General features: G+C 62.9%; 17 protein-coding genes and 1 pseudogene. 9 read left to right on the forward strand and 9 right to left on the reverse strand.

The window, feature by feature from the left end; genetic code table 11:
- Positions 1–273: 273 nt before the first annotated feature.
- A pseudogene (locus LRP30_RS02500) lies at positions 274–585 on the reverse strand (phytanoyl-CoA dioxygenase); the annotation flags it as partial.
- Positions 586–861: 276 nt separating this feature from the next.
- On the opposite strand from LRP30_RS02500, the gene LRP30_RS02505 reads away from it, so the two are divergent.
- Both LRP30_RS02505 and LRP30_RS44900 read left to right on the forward strand, forming a co-directional pair.
- Complete coding sequence (locus LRP30_RS02505) at positions 862–1,038, forward strand: hypothetical protein (RefSeq protein ID WP_245473399.1); 177 nt, start codon at positions 862–864, stop codon at positions 1,036–1,038.
- Between the two features lie 13 nt (positions 1,039–1,051).
- Positions 1,052–1,174: a hypothetical protein gene (locus tag LRP30_RS44900; protein ID WP_256477652.1), complete on the forward strand. Its 123-nt coding sequence runs from the start codon at positions 1,052–1,054 to the stop codon at positions 1,172–1,174.
- Between the two features lie 103 nt (positions 1,175–1,277).
- On the opposite strand, the gene LRP30_RS02510 is transcribed toward LRP30_RS44900, so the two are convergent.
- Complete coding sequence (locus tag LRP30_RS02510) at positions 1,278–2,588, reverse strand: MFS transporter (RefSeq protein WP_249759231.1); 1,311 nt, start codon at positions 2,586–2,588, stop codon at positions 1,278–1,280.
- Between the two features lie 87 nt (positions 2,589–2,675).
- Here LRP30_RS02510 and LRP30_RS02515 point away from each other — a divergent pair, with 87 nt between their 5' ends.
- A complete protein-coding gene (locus tag LRP30_RS02515; RefSeq protein ID WP_128931066.1) occupies positions 2,676–3,272 on the forward strand; it encodes a TetR/AcrR family transcriptional regulator in 597 nt (198 codons plus the stop codon).
- Between the two features lie 336 nt (positions 3,273–3,608).
- Here LRP30_RS02515 and LRP30_RS02520 read toward each other — a convergent pair whose 3' ends face one another.
- The gene (locus tag LRP30_RS02520) at positions 3,609–4,043 is read right to left on the reverse strand and encodes a DUF2846 domain-containing protein (protein WP_245508758.1); all 435 of its coding nucleotides are present in this window, start codon (positions 4,041–4,043) and stop codon (positions 3,609–3,611) included.
- Between the two features lie 124 nt (positions 4,044–4,167).
- Positions 4,168–5,190, reverse strand: a complete 1,023-nt coding sequence (locus LRP30_RS02525) for an LLM class flavin-dependent oxidoreductase (protein ID WP_249759232.1) — start codon at positions 5,188–5,190, stop codon at positions 4,168–4,170.
- Between the two features lie 801 nt (positions 5,191–5,991).
- Here LRP30_RS02525 and LRP30_RS02530 point away from each other — a divergent pair.
- Positions 5,992–6,288 (forward strand): DUF1127 domain-containing protein, encoded by a 297-nt coding sequence (locus LRP30_RS02530; RefSeq protein WP_128940827.1) that lies wholly within the window; start codon positions 5,992–5,994, stop codon positions 6,286–6,288.
- 230 nt (positions 6,289–6,518) lie between these two features.
- Here the strand turns inward: LRP30_RS02530 and LRP30_RS02535 are convergent, their stop codons facing one another.
- Together LRP30_RS02535 and LRP30_RS02540 are read right to left on the reverse strand one after the other, a co-directional pair.
- Entirely contained in the window at positions 6,519–6,881 is a 363-nt protein-coding gene (locus tag LRP30_RS02535) for a hypothetical protein (protein WP_128940826.1), read from the reverse strand.
- Positions 6,882–6,907: 26 nt separating this feature from the next.
- A complete protein-coding gene (locus LRP30_RS02540; RefSeq protein WP_128940825.1) occupies positions 6,908–7,603 on the reverse strand; it encodes a hypothetical protein in 696 nt (231 codons plus the stop codon).
- A 161-nt stretch (positions 7,604–7,764) separates the two neighbouring features.
- On the opposite strand from LRP30_RS02540, the gene LRP30_RS02545 reads away from it, so the two are divergent.
- The 3 genes from LRP30_RS02545 (at position 7,765) to LRP30_RS02555 (ending at position 11,246) form a co-directional block, all read left to right on the forward strand.
- On the forward strand, positions 7,765–9,333 hold the full coding sequence (locus LRP30_RS02545) for a winged helix-turn-helix domain-containing protein (RefSeq protein WP_249759233.1): 1,569 nt from the start codon (positions 7,765–7,767) through the stop codon (positions 9,331–9,333).
- Positions 9,334–9,556: 223 nt separating this feature from the next.
- Positions 9,557–10,552: a dienelactone hydrolase family protein gene (locus LRP30_RS02550; RefSeq protein ID WP_249759234.1), complete on the forward strand. Its 996-nt coding sequence runs from the start codon at positions 9,557–9,559 to the stop codon at positions 10,550–10,552.
- Between the two features lie 400 nt (positions 10,553–10,952).
- Positions 10,953–11,246, forward strand: coding sequence for a DUF718 domain-containing protein (locus LRP30_RS02555; protein ID WP_249759235.1), 294 nt, complete (start codon positions 10,953–10,955; stop codon positions 11,244–11,246).
- Between the two features lie 17 nt (positions 11,247–11,263).
- Here LRP30_RS02555 and LRP30_RS02560 read toward each other — a convergent pair whose 3' ends face one another.
- Positions 11,264–13,285 (reverse strand): YgiQ family radical SAM protein, encoded by a 2,022-nt coding sequence (locus tag LRP30_RS02560; RefSeq protein ID WP_249759236.1) that lies wholly within the window; start codon positions 13,283–13,285, stop codon positions 11,264–11,266.
- A 277-nt stretch (positions 13,286–13,562) separates the two neighbouring features.
- On the opposite strand from LRP30_RS02560, the gene LRP30_RS02565 reads away from it, so the two are divergent.
- Positions 13,563–13,700, forward strand: coding sequence for a hypothetical protein (locus LRP30_RS02565; protein ID WP_164934848.1), 138 nt, complete (start codon positions 13,563–13,565; stop codon positions 13,698–13,700).
- Between the two features lie 6 nt (positions 13,701–13,706).
- Here the strand turns inward: LRP30_RS02565 and LRP30_RS02570 are convergent, their stop codons facing one another.
- Together LRP30_RS02570 and LRP30_RS02575 are read right to left on the reverse strand one after the other, a co-directional pair.
- The gene (locus tag LRP30_RS02570) at positions 13,707–14,417 is read right to left on the reverse strand and encodes a GntR family transcriptional regulator (protein ID WP_164934855.1); all 711 of its coding nucleotides are present in this window, start codon (positions 14,415–14,417) and stop codon (positions 13,707–13,709) included.
- Positions 14,418–14,428: 11 nt separating this feature from the next.
- Positions 14,429–15,841, reverse strand: coding sequence for an FAD-binding oxidoreductase (locus LRP30_RS02575; protein ID WP_249759237.1), 1,413 nt, complete (start codon positions 15,839–15,841; stop codon positions 14,429–14,431).
- A gap of 180 nt (positions 15,842–16,021) precedes the next feature.
- Between LRP30_RS02575 and LRP30_RS02580 the strand changes: the two genes are divergently transcribed.
- Positions 16,022–16,906, forward strand: a complete 885-nt coding sequence (locus LRP30_RS02580; RefSeq protein ID WP_249759238.1) for a dihydrodipicolinate synthase family protein — start codon at positions 16,022–16,024, stop codon at positions 16,904–16,906.
- Positions 16,907–17,149: the final 243 nt, after the last annotated feature.

The following is a 17,149-nucleotide window of genomic DNA, read 5'->3' on the forward strand; positions in this document are numbered from 1 at the left end:
GAAAAATCACACGCAATTTCAATTATGTATGAGTTCGTTGTTTTGTTCTGAACGGCACGCCATTTCCGATTTCGCGCGCTTCAGTACGATTTCGCCGCCGCTCTCATCACGCCGTGCCCTCAGTGGCGGGTAAGCGGCTTGGCAATTTCGCGAACGCAATCGGCAAACGCCCGTGCCACCGGGCTCAGCATTCGGCCCTTCAGCCCGTTGCCCCGTGAAACGCCGGGAGCAACCGGAACATCAGCCGCCCCAGCGGTCCCGGATGTTGTCCGACTACAACGCCAGCCCACACGCCTGCCGGATGGCGATCTGAACCGGCGAAGGTGGCAACGCCGGATCAAATTCGCCCTTCGGCAGCAGCGGAGGCTGTGCCATGAAGCGCGGCCGCTTCCCCCGGTGGGATTGCGCGGCATGAACAAGGAACGGATGGCACAGATAGACGCTGCCTGCCGCACCGGTCGCCAGTTCGACCCCGCAATCTGCGGTCGAGGCGTAGTCCTCGGCAGAGAGCTGCCGGAGCGTCGCGCCTGCGTCGCCATAGGGCAGCAGCTCCCGCGCGATGGTGGCATGCGAGCCTTTCCGGATTCAGGCCAGCCTGTTCGGTCTTGGGCATTGCACATTCTCCGTTCGGCTACGCATCAAGCGCAGCCGTTTGATCTGATTGGCGCGGATGCGCCGGAACGACTTCAGTCGTTCAGATCAGCGGGAAGAATGTGGACATGAACATCATGGTGGGAACGTATACCGCGGTGGAGCGTGGAATCAAGGTTCGCCCGACCTCGCATCCCGAACAAAGGCCGCGCGAGGCTCGGACACGCGTGCGGTTGCGGCTACGGATGTCCACATCATTGATCTGAAACAATGATGGTCGGCAAGAACAAGTACGTCATGGTCGAGGCTTACCGGACCGTCGCCGAGCTGCACAATCTCGAATGCTGGGCGCTGACGGCGGAATCCATCCTGCACACATCGGAATGGACCTGGCTCTACGGCAAGCTCGGCTACACCGGCGATTACGAATTCATCTATTTCGAGTGACGGGGCGCGCCTCATGGATATCATGACTGCTAAGGGCGGCATCGTCACCCACGAGTTCGCGCTCGACGACATCAACGACGCGCTGGATCTGATGCGCAGCGGCGAATCGGGGCGGATTCTGCTCAACATCAGCTGACCGCTCCTGCTCTATTCCGAGAGTGACGCGTCAAGCGCGCATCGCGCTTTCCCAGGTTGAACGGCGGCGGATCGCGCCGCCGCCATCCGAAGCAATCTGCCCCTCACGCCGCGGCGAGCGCCGGCTGCATCGGACGCCGGCCGATCATCAGCGAGAGCACGGCTGCGACGATACCGGTCGCGCCCGCTATCATGAAGGCTTGCAGATAGTCACCCTGCGCCGAGCGCATGTAGCCGGCGAAGAAGGCCGCGCAGGCGGCTCCCAGCTGGTGGCCGGCGACGACCCAGCCGAAGATCAGCGGCGCGTTCTTGTCGCCGAACGCCTCGTTGGCGATGCGCACGGTCGGCGGCACCGTCGCGATCCAGTCGAGGCCGTAGAACACCGCGAACACGGACAGGCTGACGAAGGAGAAGTCCGAGTAGGGCAGGTAGATCAGCGACAGCCCGCGCAGACCGTAATAGAAGAACAAGAGCTTGCGCGGATCGAAACGGTCGGTGAGCCAGCCCGACAAGGTGGTGCCGAACAGGTCGAAGAACCCCATCAATGCCAGCAGGCTTGCGGCCTGCACTTCGAAAATGCCGTGGTCGCCGCAGAACGCGATCAGATGCGTACCGACGAGGCCGTTGGTGGTGAAGCCGCAGATGAAGAACGTCGCGAACAGGAACCAGAAAGTCGGGGTCTTCGTCGCGCGGACAAGATTGCTGATCGCGGCGACGAACGGATTTCCCTGCGCGGGTGCTGCGGGCTGTTCGTCATGCGTGCTGCCGTAGGAGCGCAGGCCGATCGTGGCGGGCCGCTCCGGCACCAGAAAATAGACCAGCGGAATCAGCGCCGCGCAGCATGTGGCCACCGTCAGCACCACCGGCTTCCAGCCGCCCCACTCGACCAGCGAGGCGAGGCCCGGCATGAAGATCAGGGTGCCGGTCGCGGTGCTCGCGGTCAAAAGGCCCATCACGAGGCCGCGATTGGTGGTGAACCAGCGATTGACGATGGTGGCGCCGAGCACATTGGCGACCGCGCCCGAGCCGATGCCGGAGAGCAGGCCCCAGGTCAGGAACAATTGCCACGGCGCGGTCATGAAGTAGCTCGCCCCGGTCGAGAGAGACATCAGCACCAGCGCGCCGAGCACCGTGCGGCGGATGCCGAAGCGCTGCATCACGGCCGCCGCGAAGGGACCCGCGAGGCCGTAAAGGAAGATGCCGACGGCGGCGGACGACGAAATCACGCCGACGTCCCAGCCGAATGCTTTCTGAAGGGGCAGCATCAGCACGCTCGGCGTCGCGCGCAGTCCGGCGGATGCCAGCAACGCCAGGAAGATCACGGCGACGACCACGAAGGCATAGTTCGGGCCGAACGGCCGCCTGGAGACGGTGGTGGATTGAACGGAGGCAGGTTGAACGGGAGAATGGGGCATGTTACTTACCGGTACGTATTTCGATGCGGCATTAGTACGTACCGGTCAGTAACATTGTCAAGCCCAGATGGAAGGCATCGGAAAGCGATGAAGAAAAAAGCCGAAGCACCCGCGGACCCGCCGCTCCGTGCCGCCGACCGGATTCGCGCCTCCGCGAGCGAGTTGTTTTACCGCGAGGGCATCCGCGCCGTCGGCGTCGACGAGGTGGTGGACCGGGCCGGCGTGACCAAGCCGAGCCTCTATCGCAGCTTCGCCTCCAAGGACGATCTCGCTGCCGCGTACTTACGCGACTACGACCAGCACTTCTGGGAGAATTTCGAGCGCCCCGACGGCAAGACTTACAGCAACGCGCGCGAGCATGTGCTCGCCTATATCAGCCAGCTGTCGGCGCACGCCGTGCGCAAGGGCTATCGCGGCTGCGGCCTCAGCAACGCCGCGGTGGAGTACCCCTCGCGCGACAATCCCGCGCGTCAGGTCGCCGAAGCGCACAAAAAGGTCTTCCGCAAGCGCCTGCGCGAACTCGCCGCCAACATGGGCGCGCGCCAGCCGGCCGTGCTCGGCGACGCCCTGCTGCTGCTGATCGAAGGCATCTACGTCACCGGCCAGCAGTCGGAGGACGGACCGGCGCAGTCGGCAGTCGCGGCGGCGAAGATGCTGATCGATGCGGGTGTGAAGGCGGGGTGAGCGGTGGGCCGGCTCGCAGATCAGGCCGCTGACAAGCGCACGCGGAACTTGCTGCCGGTCGAAGCGGGCGGCAGCCTGATCGCCTCGGGGACGAATTCAGCCACCAATCGCGTCCCTATTCACGCCGGCATCGTGCGACCACAGGTGTCGCTCAATGACCGCAGCCGCAGCAGTTGCTCAGGTTTCGGCCGCAATCACCTGCCGACGCTGACCCACTCCTGCGCCTTCTTCCGCCATTCCCCGTCAAAGCGGGCTGGGAGATCTTTGGCTCCGAGCCGCAGGATGATCTTCAGGGCGAGGCGATTGATGCGCTCCTTGATACCGGAGCGAGTTGGATCACGCCTTGTCACATGAACCGTTGCTTTGATGCAGCTTGGCGACGTCCGCGCGGCCCTGGCTTTCCGTGACCTGGATCAGCGTGATCGCGCCGGGCGTCACGATTCCCATCTGCGGCTGGGCTGAGAGATAGGTGGTGCTGCCTGCGCGCAATTCGAGGCTCACCTTCTCGCTTCCCTGTCCGAACAGATTGCTGCTCAATGGCAGATTGTTGACGGCGACCTCGTGTCGGCCCGGAGGCAGATCGCACGCCAGGAAGCCCGCGGCCTGGCTGCCGCCAATCACGCGTCCGTCCACGGCATAGTTGGGCTGGACCGCAAATCCCAGGGCGGACGAGCGATACACCACAAGGCGTGCAGTGTTCGACTTGACGTTCTCGGTCAGAGCCTGATCGCCCATTGGCCCCGATGCGCACCCCGCAAGCAGCGTGGCCACGGCAAAGATCCCCACCCCCAAACGCATTCTCGCCCCTTAATCATTCCAATTTCCCCGGGCATCATTGGCTGGGGTGGTGGCTGAAGTCAATCTCGACTATAGGTCGTATGGGGGGCGGCTCGCCTCACCGCCACCCCAGCGCCGGCGCGACGTGAGTCAGAATCGCCTCGATCGCATGCGCGCAATAGGCGACGCCAAGCTGGTTCGGGATCGTCAACAGCAGCGTATCCGCCTCCGCAATGGCCTCGTCCTGGCGCAGCTGCTCGATCAGCACATCCGGCTCCGCCGCATAACTCCGGCCAAAGATCGCGCGCGTCCGCGGGTCGATGAAGCCGATCTGGTCCTCGCCTTCGCCACTTCTGCCGAAATAGGCGCGGTCACGATCGTCGATCAGCGCAAAAATGCTGCGGCTGACGGACACGCGCGGCTCGCGGCCGTGGCCGGCTTCCTTCCACGCGGCGCGATAGGCGCGGATTTGCGCCGCCTGCTGCACGTGGAAGGCTTCGCCGGTCTCGTCGTTCTTCAGCGTCGAGCTCTGCAGGTTCATGCCGAGCTTGGCCGCCCACACCGCGGTCGCGTTCGAGCCGGCGCCCCACCAGATGCGTTCGCGCAGGCCCTGCGCATGCGGTTCGAGGCGCAACAGCCCGGGCGGATTGGGAAACATCGGCTGCGGATTGGGCTCGGCAAAACCTTCGCCGCGCAAGAGGTCGAGGAAGACCTCGGCATGGCGCCGGCCCATGTCGGCGTCGTTCTGGCCCTCGGCCGGGCGATAGCCGAAGTAACGCCAGCCGTCGATCACCTGCTCGGGCGAGCCGCGGCTGATGCCGAGCTGCAGCCTGCCGCCGGCGATGAGGTCGGCGCTGCCTGCGTCCTCCACCATGTAGAGCGGATTCTCGTAGCGCATGTCGATCACGGCCGTGCCGATCTCGATTTTGCTGGTCCTCGCGCCAACGGCGGCGAGCAGCGGAAAGGGCGAAGCCAGCTGCCGCGCGAAATGATGCACGCGGAAATAGGCGCCGTCCGCCCCTAACTGTTCCGCCGCGACCGCAAGCTCGATCGATTGCAGCAGCGTATCGCTAGCAGAGCGGGTCTGTGACTGCGGCGAGGGCGTCCAGTGCCCGAAGGAGAGGAATCCGATCTTTTTCATGGAGGCAACATATGGATGATCGGAACAGTTTGCGAGACGTCGACCTGAGGAAAGATGAGAATACGGGGCATGCACCCGTAAGCGCCCCCCGTTAGGGCTACCGCATATGGCATTTTGCGCGACCTGAGCGCGCGCCTCGTCCTTTCGAAACGACCGCGGAGCCTGTCATCGGGCCGCGCCTTGCGCGGACCCGGTGGCGGTCTCCTCATGATGAGGCTAAGTGGCATCGGTGCTCGTTGAAACTACCGCCGCGCACGCGGTCCTCATCCTGAGGGCCCGCCTACGGCGGGCGTCTCGAAGGATGGCCACAGGGAAATGGCTCCCATATGCGATTGCCCCCGGGGAAGCAGATGAGGCACGGGTTGGACTGCTGGTGCTTCTGCCTTACAGCGGACCACGAACTCAGATCATTCGACTTCGATCTGCCACGCCGAGAAGCCTCCTCAGATGTCGCAACCGGTCAAGCTCGTAGGATGGGTTGAGCAAACCCATCATGCCTCGCCACAGGCTGAGAGATTGATGGGTTTCGCTGGCGCTCTACCCATCCTACGAGCTGTGGTGCAATGGAGACGACGTCTGCCCCGCGATGCAGCTCGCGCCGGTCAGTGTCGAATACGTACTCTGCAAAGAGATAGCAAGGATGCGAATCCCATTGGATGCTAACTGGGCAGCGTTTTGACCTCGCCGAAAATCGCGAGAATAAGCCGCCGGTACGGAAAATGTAAGCTGCCGGTTAAGCGCCCCAACCAATCCCGCGGCACTCTCCGGTCGGTGCAGAAACACCGTCCAGGAGACACCGCAATGACCACGACGCATGGCACGACACGGCTGGAATGGACATCCGTATCGACCCGGCATGTCACCAGCTTCATCCGGAAATGTTGGGATGCCTTTCAGGAGCGCCGCGAACGCCGGAAAGTGAGCGCCACCTTGTCCGACCTAAGTGATCGAGAACTGATGGATATCGCCACCACGCGCAGCGAGATCGACTACGTCGCCTCGCACCGAGGTATTGATCCTCGAGGCATCCGATCCGGTGAATGGCTGCGATATCTGCCAACTGTGGACGGCCAGGTAGGACCGACTGACTCTCGGTAGAGGCCACGAGCGATGGATTGCTGCGCCTGAAGTCCCTTCTGATCTTCCTCAGGCATCAGGCATTGGAACTGGGCGCGGTAAGGTCCAGAAGGGGCCATTTCCGGATGTAAGCACCGCAACAACAATGAGCGAGGCCTCTTGCTTTAACGAAACTGAGCAACCGATCCCAATGGTGGACCAGCCATCGATCTTGGATCATGCGCGGGGTTCACTAGACGTTGGTCGACGTGTCACGTCATGCTGCCCGGAATGAAACAGCGGACACGAGGATGTCCATCGATGTAGTGCTTCCAGACCATGGTCCGTCCGGCAAGATTGGGTTGCTTGATGACAGCGCCGTCTGGCACGAGCACCCATTCGTCGTCGATGCGAACTCGATATTGTCCGTGATCGGACTTCCAATTCGGTTCGGAGACCACGTAGGCGTCGGAGTCCTCACAGCACTTCCCGAATTCGCTTTGCAGGCTCTCGAACCAGGGCTTCAGCGGTGAATTCGCATAGCGCCCGTCATCTCGCGCAAATGTCGCGGTCGCAACCAGCAACAGCAGGCAGATTTGAGTTGCCAAGCGCTTCTTCGCTCTGATCGCCAGCATCTCGTCACCTCGGCCATCTCGGAAAATCAGTTTCGATTCAGCGCAGCTGGCGTAATGGGCAAGGAGCGCAGGAACACGAAGCGGGAGGTCACTGGAATTTCCGCGTCGGCGCGACCGTCCTGGCCGATGAGAATGAGACCCGCTCCTCCATTTGCCACGGTCAGGATGACCTCTTCACCAGTCCATGTCCGGATCGGGTTCATCCCGATGACGAGAAACTCACCTACGGGCTGGTCCAGATATTGAAGTCTGAGCTGCGGAGCGATTTCGGGCGGTGCAAGCCCGAAGCCCAGTTGCTGCGCGAGTTCGTAGATTTGCCGCAATGGCACCGTCTCACCCCTGAAGCCTAGATCGGCCGCGGTCACTGTCAGAAGTGTTACCGCCGTTCTGGTACCGCTGAGCGTAAACGCAGGTCGGGCAAGAGCCTCCGCAGCCGAGTTACCGACGCCGCAACCAATCGCACTCAGAGCGGTGAGGAGAGCAAACGTATCCGGGAACGTCCCGATGCTGATCGTTTTCCATTCGGCAACATCCGAAACGGACGTTACTGGACCCATGCGTGTCGGGACAACGGGCGCCGCCTTAAGCACTAACTGCTTTTGCAACACATCGCGCGCCGAGCATTGAGCCTGAGCGCGGTTCGCAGAGGCGAGAACGCATACGACCCAGATCAAGAGCCTCGCTGCAGTGGCCGCCCACGTCAGTGCAAACATCCGCGTCATGACATCCTCCCTCGTAACGCGAGATCGGCAAGCAGTTCATACTGTTCAGCCGCGCGCGAGGATGCACCGAGGTCATGGGAAGCGCTTTACAGGCGGCTTCCATTCTTCTTACCGTCTGCTTACATATCGGCTCCAGGGGAGTGCGTTCGTACCGCAGGAGGATGCATTTGCTTTACTCCTTTTCGGATTTCACGCTGGATACGGAACGGCGGGAGCTGCGGCAAGGAGCCGAGACAATCTCTGTCGCGCCGCAAGTATTCGACCTTCTGAACTATTTGATCCGGAACCGGGAACGCGTCGTCAGCAAGGACGAGCTCATCGCCGGCGTTTGGAATGGTCGTATCGTCTCGGATGCCGCGCTGACGACGCGCATCAATGGTGCCAGGTGTGCAATCGGCGACACTGGCGAGAAACAGGACCTGATCAAGACGCTCCCGCGCAAAGGTTTCCGATTCGTGGGTGCCGTGCAGGAAACCGGGAGCTCCGCAATAAAGGCGGCTGGCTCAGTCGAGCGAACCGGCGACATGCCACCGCGCCTCTCCATCGTCGTGCTACCCTTCGCGAACCTGAGCGGCGACCGCGAGCAGGACTATTTCGTGGATGGCGTGACCGAGAGTTTGACCACAGACTTGTCGCGCATCGCTGGTACATTTGTGATCGCACGGAACAGCGCCGTCTCCTACAAGGGTAGAGCAGTCGATGTACGGCAAGTCGGCCGCGAATTAAACGTCCGCTACGTGCTCGAAGGTTCAGTGCAACGCAGCGGCAAGCGGCTTCGCATGAACGTGCAGTTGATTGATGCTATCAGCGGCCAGCATCTTTGGGCCGAGCGCTTCGAGAAGTCTGTCGTCGACCTGTTCGACATGCAGGACGAAATCGTATCGAGGCTCGCCAATACGTTAGGTCGCCAGCTCATCGAGGCGGAAGCGCGACGAGCCGAGCGTACGCTGCATCCCGATGCGATGGACTTATACTTCCAGGGCCGGGCCTGGCTGATGAAGGGGTTTAGCCTTGAATGCTTAACCCGAGCGCGGAACTTCTTCGAACGCTCTCTAGCGTACGACCCCGACAACGTCGAAGCAATGATTGGCCTGGCAAATGTTGATACGGCAATTGGATCCAGCTTTACGACGGATGATGGGCCTGCGCGGTTCGCAGCGGCCGAGGCGATGGCGGATAAGGCATTGTCGATCACGCCGAACCGCACTTCAGCCCACTTGGCTCGGGGTTGGGTCCAGATCTTTACGAACCGGGCCGCCCAAGGCATCCGTGAATTCGAGCATGCGTTGGCGCTGGATTCGAACGGGGCCCACGCTCATGCTGCCCTTGGTTTTGCCAAATTCTATATGGGACTCGCTGCCGAGACCGAAGGCCACATATTCGAGGCCTTACGTCTCTCCCCTCGCGACGTTGAGGCCTACCAATGGGCGTGTTTTGTAGGCGTGGCCAAGCTACAGCTTGGTTCGGACGTCGAAGCCGTCAGTTGGCTCCGACGAAGCATTGAGGCGAACCGCAACTTTCCTATCGCTCATTTGGCACTCGCCGCTGCGTTGGGCCTGACCGGCGCCCTCGATGAGGCGCGAACTGCTGCAAGAACGGGACTTGCGCTCAACTCGGGTTTCACCATCCGTCGCTTCCGCACTGCTCAACAAAGCGACAGTCCGAATTTTCTTGTCGGGCTCGAGCGCGTCTGTGAAGGCTTCCGCCTCGCTGGCGTGCCGGAAGAGTGATGGACGTTTCCGGTCAAAAAAAGACAGATCGATGAGGCTCGGGGATAGTCTGCCTCAGGTCAAAATGCGAAGAACTCAGGTTGAGCAAGCCTGGACTGCTTTGACGCAGTGAGCGGCCCCCCGGGCAGACGAGACACAACTTCTCAGATGGGCCATCAGACGTAGCATTCGCAGGATTGGACAGGTAGGTTTGTCCGTTCGGCCGTGAGGCGGAGAGACTTCGATGTACCGATTTTTATGCTTGCTGATGGCGAGTATCGTATTTGGCACAGCGGCTGGACATTGTCAGACGCAGGCAGGCACATCCACAATCACGTTTCAATCGGCCACCTACGGCGACATGCGCCAACTTTTGGCGGGGGAGGCTACGACCGCAGCAGTGACGGTCAAGGCCACGCTTGAGTTTCCCAAGCAAGTGAAGGATCGCTATCCAACCGTCATCGTCGTTCACACGCTCGCTGGCTATCGTGACGCCAACGAAGGCTACGTCGCTGCGGAATTGCGCAAGGCAGGTTTCGCCACATTGACGTATGACAGTTTTTCCGCGCGCGGAACCACGGGGACAGCCCTGCAGGGATCACCGGGCTATCTGACGGTTGGCGTTGCGGACGCATACGCCGCGCTGCGGCTTCTCTCCCGCGATAGTCGCATCGACGCCGCGCATATTGCGCTCATCGGATTTTCGTATGGGGCTGAAGTGGCTCATCTTGCGGCATTCGAGGCGGTGAGATCGGCGCTCACTCCAGGCCCAGACCGATTTGCAGCTCACGTCTCGTTCTATCCCGGTGGGACTTTTGGCGCGGTCGCTGAACCCGGCGCCTATACCGGCTCCCCGGTCCTGCTGCTGCTCGGCGACAAGGACGACAATCTGCCGCTGACCAAGATCGAGAGATATCTGGCTTATGTGCGCGCCGCAGGGGCGCCGGCCCCGATCCAAACTGTCATCTACCCGGGCGCCTACCATGCATGGACCGTCCCCGATCTCACCACCGTCCGCTTCTACCCGGACCTCGTGAGCACGAAAAAATGTCCGCTTATCCTGCTCGGGCCGAAGCGGCCGGCCTTGCTCATCGACGGCGAGGCGAAGCCGTTCGACCCGACCGCCTTTGGTACCTGCCTCGCTACAGCACCGGGCTATTCGATGGGATTTGACACGGCAGTTCGCGCCCAATCTATCGCTGATACGATCTCCTTTCTTCAACGAAGTATGCGACCGTAGAGCAAAGCAACGTCTTGCTGCACATTTGACTGTGCATCAGATGTTACCGAGCTGCTGAAGCAGATGGTCGAGAAATTGCGGATCCGGTGGAGCGGGCAGACTGGCTGGCCGCTCTGGCTGGTTGCTTGGCCCCACGCTTCCCATGATGCCATCCTACACCTGTTTTGCCCGACGCCTCAAGCGATTTTCGGTTTTTCTTAAATGTTGGACGCGAACGACCCGCTCAGGCGCGATCACGGCGCGACTCGACTTCCGCGCTTCAAGCCATTGATTTCGCTATTCCCGGCTACTGTGCATGGGGTTGTTTTCGACTTTTTGTTTCGGGGATGCAAAACTATCAGCCCGAGCCGGACCGGCCCGGCGTTCGCCTTTTCATCAATCCATTTTCGGGAGGCGCATCATGCAAGTCTATAACGTGGTGAAGTTCAGGGTGAAGCAGGGTGAGGAAGCCGCTTTCCTCGACGCGCACCGGAACGGCAAGGCGAAGTGGCCGGGCCTCGAACATGGCGTCATCATCAAGACCGGCGAGCAGGCCTTCTGCCTCATCGGCAGCTGGGCCAGTCAGGACGCGATGGTCGCGGCACGGCCCGCGATGATCAAGACTCTCGACAGTTTCAGGTCGGTGCTCGAGGACCAGGGCAATGGACGCGGCGTCACGGATGCCGTGTCAGGGGCGGTCGTGCTCGATCTCTAGCAGGCGCGTGGCGGCCGCTACTTGATCAGCCGCACGCCCTTGGTCGTGAACTTCTGCGTCTTGCCGCCTGATCGAATGGGGCGCTTGGTGCCGGCGGCCTTGCCGGTGCCGGGCGGCTGGTGTGCTGGGACGAGCTGATGGGGTTGCGAGCCGATCAGGTCGCGGCGGCCCATCTCGATCAAGGCCTCGCGCAGCACCGGCCAATTGTCAGGGTCGTGGTAGCGCAGGAACGCCTTGTGCAGGCGGCGCTGGCGCAGGCCCTTGATCGCCTCGACCTTGTCACTGCCGCCGTGGCGGACGCCGCGCAAGGGATTGACGCCGGTGTGGTACATCGCGGTCGCCGTCGCCATCGGCGAGGGCAGGAAGGTCTGCACCTGGTCGGCGCGATAGCGGTTCTTCTTCAGCCACAGCGCGAGGTTCATCATGTCCTCGTCGGTCGTGCCGGGATGCGCCGCGATGAAATAGGGGATCAGGTAATATTTCTTGCCGGCCTGCTCGGCAGCAGCGTCGAACATCCGCTTGAAGCGGTCATAGGCGCCGATGCCCGGCTTCATCATCTTGTCGAGCGGACCGCGCTCGGTATGTTCCGGCGCGATCTTCAAATAGCCGCCGACGTGATGGGTGACGAGCTCCTTGATGTATTCGGGGCTCTCGACCGCGAGGTCGTAGCGCACGCCGGAGGCGACCATCACCTTCTTGATGCCGCGGGTCTCGCGCACCTTGCGATAGAGCCTGATGAGGTCGTCATGCGAGGTGTTGAGGTTCGGGCAGATCTCGGGGAAGACGCAGGACGGCCGCCGGCATGCCGCCTCGACCTTCGGATCCTTGCACGCCATCCGGTACATGTTGGCGGTGGGGCCGCCGATGTCGGAGATCACGCCGGTGAAGCCCGGCGTCTTGTCGCGGATCTTCTCGATCTCGCGCAGGATCGAGCCTTCCGAGCGGTTCTGGATGATGCGGCCCTCGTGCTCGGTGATCGAGCAGAAGGTGCAGCCGCCGAAGCAGCCGCGCATGATCGTCACCGAGAATTTGATCATCTCCCAGGCGGGAATTCTCGCATCACCGTAGGACGGATGCGGCGCGCGTGCGTAAGGCAGATCGTAGACCGCGTCCATCTCCTCGGTGGTCAGCGGGATCGGCGGCGGGTTGAGCCAGAGATCGCGATCGCCATGACGCTGCACCAGCGGCCGCGCATTGCCGGGATTGCTCTCCCGGTGAAGCACGCGTGAGGCGCGCGCATAGGCCTCGCGGTCCTGCTCGACCTGCTCCAGCGCCGGCAGGCGGATCACCGTGGCGCCCGGCTTCCGCGATGCGCCTTCGTCGGCGGAGTCGAGATCGTCGGCGTGCAGCTCGGAATAACCTTCCGGCACGCGGCGGAACAGCGCGACGCCCCTGATGTCGTCGAGCTCACGCGGCGCCTCGCCGGCAGCGAGCCGCTGCGCCACCTCGACCACGGCGCGCTCGGCATTGCCGTAGAGCAGCAAGTCCGCCTTGGCGTCGGCCAGCACCGAGCGGCGCACCTTATCGGACCAGTAATCGTAATGCGCGATCCGGCGCAGCGAGGCCTCGATGCCGCCGAGCACGATGGGGACGTCCTTGAACGCCTCGCGGCAGCGCTGCGCGTAGACGATGGTGCAGCGGTCTGGCCGCTTGCCGCCTTCGCCGCCAGCGGTATAGGCGTCATCATGGCGCAGACGGCGGTCCGCGGTGTAGCGGTTCACCATGGAGTCCATGTTGCCGCCGGTGACGCCGAAGAACACGCGCGGCTTGCCCAGAGCCTTGAACGGCTCGGCCGAATGCCAGTCCGGCTGCGCGATGATGCCGACGCGAAAGCCTTGCGCCTCGAGCAGGCGGCCGATGATCGCCATGCCGAAGCTCGGATGGTCGACATAGGCGTCCCCGGTCACCAGCACGATGTCGCAGGCATCCCAGCCGAGCGCATCCATCTCGGCGCGGCTCATCGGGAGGAACGGCGCCGGCTTGCGCGGGCGGGCCTGCGCCATCAGGGGTTTTTCGGCGGTGATGATCTGGGTGTCCATGGGGGCTTACGGATAAGACCCCGAGGCCCCGAATTCAACCGACGGGCGCGTGAAAGGTCGGGGTTCCCCGGGCTGCCAGCCAAGCTTCAGCCGAGCAACTGCCGGACCTCGGCGAGCGCGTCGTGGTTCACCTGCAGGAACCATCCGCCTCCGCGAACATTCTGATGGAGGGTTGATGCGGCCCGGGTCGCGCGCGCTCGCGTCCGGGTTTGACATTGCCCTGATCTTCGCCTCTGGCGATGGGGGAATTGTGAGCACGGTTATAGAGAACTTGCTGATGCGGAAGCAGAAGCTCGTGGAACAGCTCGAGACGACGCAGTCGGTCGAAGACCGCGACAGGCTCGAGCACCAGCTCGAACAGATCAACACCGCGCTGGATTTTCTGGACAGGCCGGGACCGAGGGAGGGACCGTGACGGCGCTCAATCCACCTTCGGCGCGTCCATCTGCGGCGCCTCCACTTTCAGTGCCTCTACTTTCAGCGCCTTGGCATAGACAACGCCCGAATTGGTGATGTGCGTCGTCATCAGCGCTTCGAAGGCCGCGAATTCGCCGCGGGCGAACAGATCGAGCAGCCTGCGATGCTCGTCGAAGGACGAGCGGGTGCGCACGTCGATCGGCGAGGTCAAATTGGTGCGGAGCGCGGCGACGCGGCCGGAGACGAGCTGATAGGATTCGGCCAGGTAACGGTTGCCGCAATGGGCGAACAGCGCCTCGTGAAAAGCGGCGTCGGCGCGGCCATAGGCGATGTTGTCTTTTACCGCGATCGCCGGCTCCATCGCGGCGATCGCTGCGTTCATTGTCGCGATTGCGCCTTCGCGATCGTGGCGGAAGGCGAGCTCGGCCGCTTTCGGCTCGAGCGCGATGCGGAAGGTGCAGAGCGCATGGATGTCCTCTGCGCTCGGCGTGAACACGAAGCTGCCGACCTGCGGCCGGATCGCCACGAGCCCCTGCGCCTGCAAGAGGCCCATCGCCTCGCGCACCGGCGTGCGGCTGACGCCGAAGGAATTGGCCACCATCTCCTCGGAGATGGCGGCGCCGAGCGCGAATTCGCCGTCGACGATGGCCTGGCGCAGCCGCTGCATCACCCGCTGCGACAGCGATTTCGGCGTATCGAACTTCAGCGACTTCATGGGCTCTCCGGTCAGATCACCTTGCCGGGATTGAGCAGATGCTCGGAATCGAGCGCGGCCTTCAGGGTTCGCATCAGCGCGATCTCGGCCTCGCTCCTGGCATGATCCAGCCACTTCTTCTTCAGCGTGCCGATGCCGTGCTCGGCGGAGACGCTGCCGCCCATCTCGCGCACCAGACCATAAATGATCGCGTCCATCTGTTCTTTCGGCTGCTGCGCGACGGAGAGACCCGTGACCCAGGAGACGAGATGCAGATTGCCGTCGCCGATATGGCCGTAATAGACGCTCTCGCAGCCTTTGATGCCTTTTGCGAGTGCGGCCTTGCAGCGCGTCGCGAACTCGTCCATCCGCGCCACCGCAAGCCCGATGTCGTAGGAGATGTGCGGCCCCAGCACCTGGCCGAATTCGGCGCAGATGTCGCGCACGCGCCAGAAGGCTTGCGTTTGCGCCAGCGATTGCGCCACGGCGGCGTCGGCCAGCAGTCCGCGCTCCATCAGCTCTTCCAGCCAGTTTTGGAAGCGCGGTGCATCCAAGCTCTCGTCGGTGCCTTGCGCCTCCACCAGCACGTAGAGGCCGTGGCCTGTTGCGACCGGCGGCTTCACGCCGGCGCGCGTCGTGATCACGTCCCAATAGTCCGGCCACATCACCTCGAAGGCCGACAGCAGCGGCCCGAGCCCGCTGCGCGCGGCGCCGAGCAGCGCGATCACCGCGGCATAATCCTTCAGCGCGCAGAGCGCGGCCATGGTCGAGCGCGGTTTTGGAAACAGCCGCAGCACCACGCGGGTGATGATGCCGAGCGTGCCTTCGGAACCGATGAACAGATGCTTCAGATCGTAGCCGGCGTTGTTCTTCATCAGCTTGTTGAGGCCAGTGATGATGGTGCCGTCCGGCAGCACCACTTCGAGCCCGAGCACCAGCTCGCGCGTCATGCCGTAGCGGATCACGCGGTTGCCGCCGGCATTGGTCGACAGATTGCCGCCGATGGCGCAGGAGCCGCGCGAGCCGAGATCGAGCGGAAAGAAGAAGCCGGCCTCGTCCGCGGCCTTCTGAATCGTCTCCAGCGGCGTGCCGGCCTTCACCGTCATCGTCGCCGATGCAGGATCGATCTCCTCGATCCCGGTCATGCGCTCCAGCGAGATCGCGACCCAGCCTGTCTCGGGCGAGGCGCCGCGGCACAGCCCGGTCAATCCGCCCTGCGGCACGAACGGAAGCCGCGCCTGGCGGCAGGTCAGAATCGCATCGGCAACGCCCTGCGCATCTAGCGGACGGATCACCGCGAGCGGTGTCTGCGGCAGGCTCGCGCTCCAGTCGTTGCAATTGCGCGCCGGCACGTCGCTGCCGGTCAGCACCGCGGCCGCGCCGAGCTTGTTGCGCAATGCGCCAAGCAGTTGGTCAGGACGCTCATTCGGGGTCACCATGTCCATGCGAGACCTCCTCAGATCTGACTGCGCCTATGCGCGCCGCGACGGTGGAAAGGATTTGCCTCTTTCTTGTATGTAAGGTACAAGACAGAAAGTAAAGCAAAAACAAGACTCGGAAAGCCCTCTCAAGGTCCATCAGGAGATCTGAGGCTTGGTCCGAGGTCGCAGCTAAAGGGTAGTGAGATGACGGAGGCAATTCGCGGGTTCTGGGTGGCGTCGGCGACGCCGCTGGCGACGGACGGCAGCGTGGACTCCGCAAAGCTCGCGGCGCATGCCAAGCAACTCTTCAGTAAGGGCGTCGACGGTGTCGTGCTGTTCGGCACCACCGGCGAGGGCACCTCCTTCAATGTCCCTGAGCGTGTTGCGACCATCGAAGCCATGCTCAAGGCCGGCATCGCGCCGGAGCGTATCGGCATCGGCGGCGGCTTCCCCGCTATTACCGACAGCATCGCATTGACGCGCGCCGTGCTTGGCCTCGGCCTGCGTCACGTCCTGTTGCTGCCGCCTTACTTCGATCGCAGCGTCACGCCCGAAGGCATCGAGGATGCCTTCGCCGCCATCATCGACGGCGTCGCCGACGATCGCCTTCGCGCCTATCTCTATCACATCCCGCAGGTCTCGGGCGTCGCGATCCCGACGACAGTCGCCGCAAGCCTGCGCAAGCGCTACGGCAAGATTATCGCCGGCCTGAAGGACTCCAGTGGCGATTTCAAGCAATTCCAGGCGTTCCGCAAAGCCGCGCCCGAACTCGCCATCACCGTCGGCAACGAAGCCGACATCGCCCGTGCGATCGCCGCCGGCGGCGCCGGCACCATCTGCGGCATGGCCAATGTCGTGCCCGAACTGGTCAAGGGCATGGTTGACGGCAAAGACGCCGAAGCGCGCATGCAGGCGGCGATCGACGTCGTGGTGAAGACGCCATCGCTGGTTGCGACGCTGAAGGCCATCCTCGCGGCGCAGACGGGTGATGCCGGCTGGCTGCGTGTGCGTCCGCCGCTTCGCGCCTTGTCCGACGGCACTGCGTTCAAGCGGAAGCTCGACGAGTTGACGGCTCCCGCGATCGCGTGAGACCGCACAAAATCGTAACACGTCGCCGCGAACGCGCGCACGACGTGTCGCGGTTGGGCACGACGGCAATTGGAGAATGCCGTCCGCTGCCGCTCCGTTCTTAGAACCATTCAACACTAGAGCGATTCAACTCCGCCGACGGTTCTCTTCGCGCACCGTGGCTGTCAGACGCGCCAGCTTCAATGCTGTGTCTGACTTGGAAGTGAATCGAACGTGCCTGCTCATCTGGACGGCCTGCGCGTG

Origin of the sequence: Bradyrhizobium sp. C-145 (genome assembly GCF_023375135.1) — a bacterium.
Classification (GTDB): Bacteria; Pseudomonadota; Alphaproteobacteria; order Rhizobiales; family Xanthobacteraceae; genus Bradyrhizobium; species Bradyrhizobium zhanjiangense.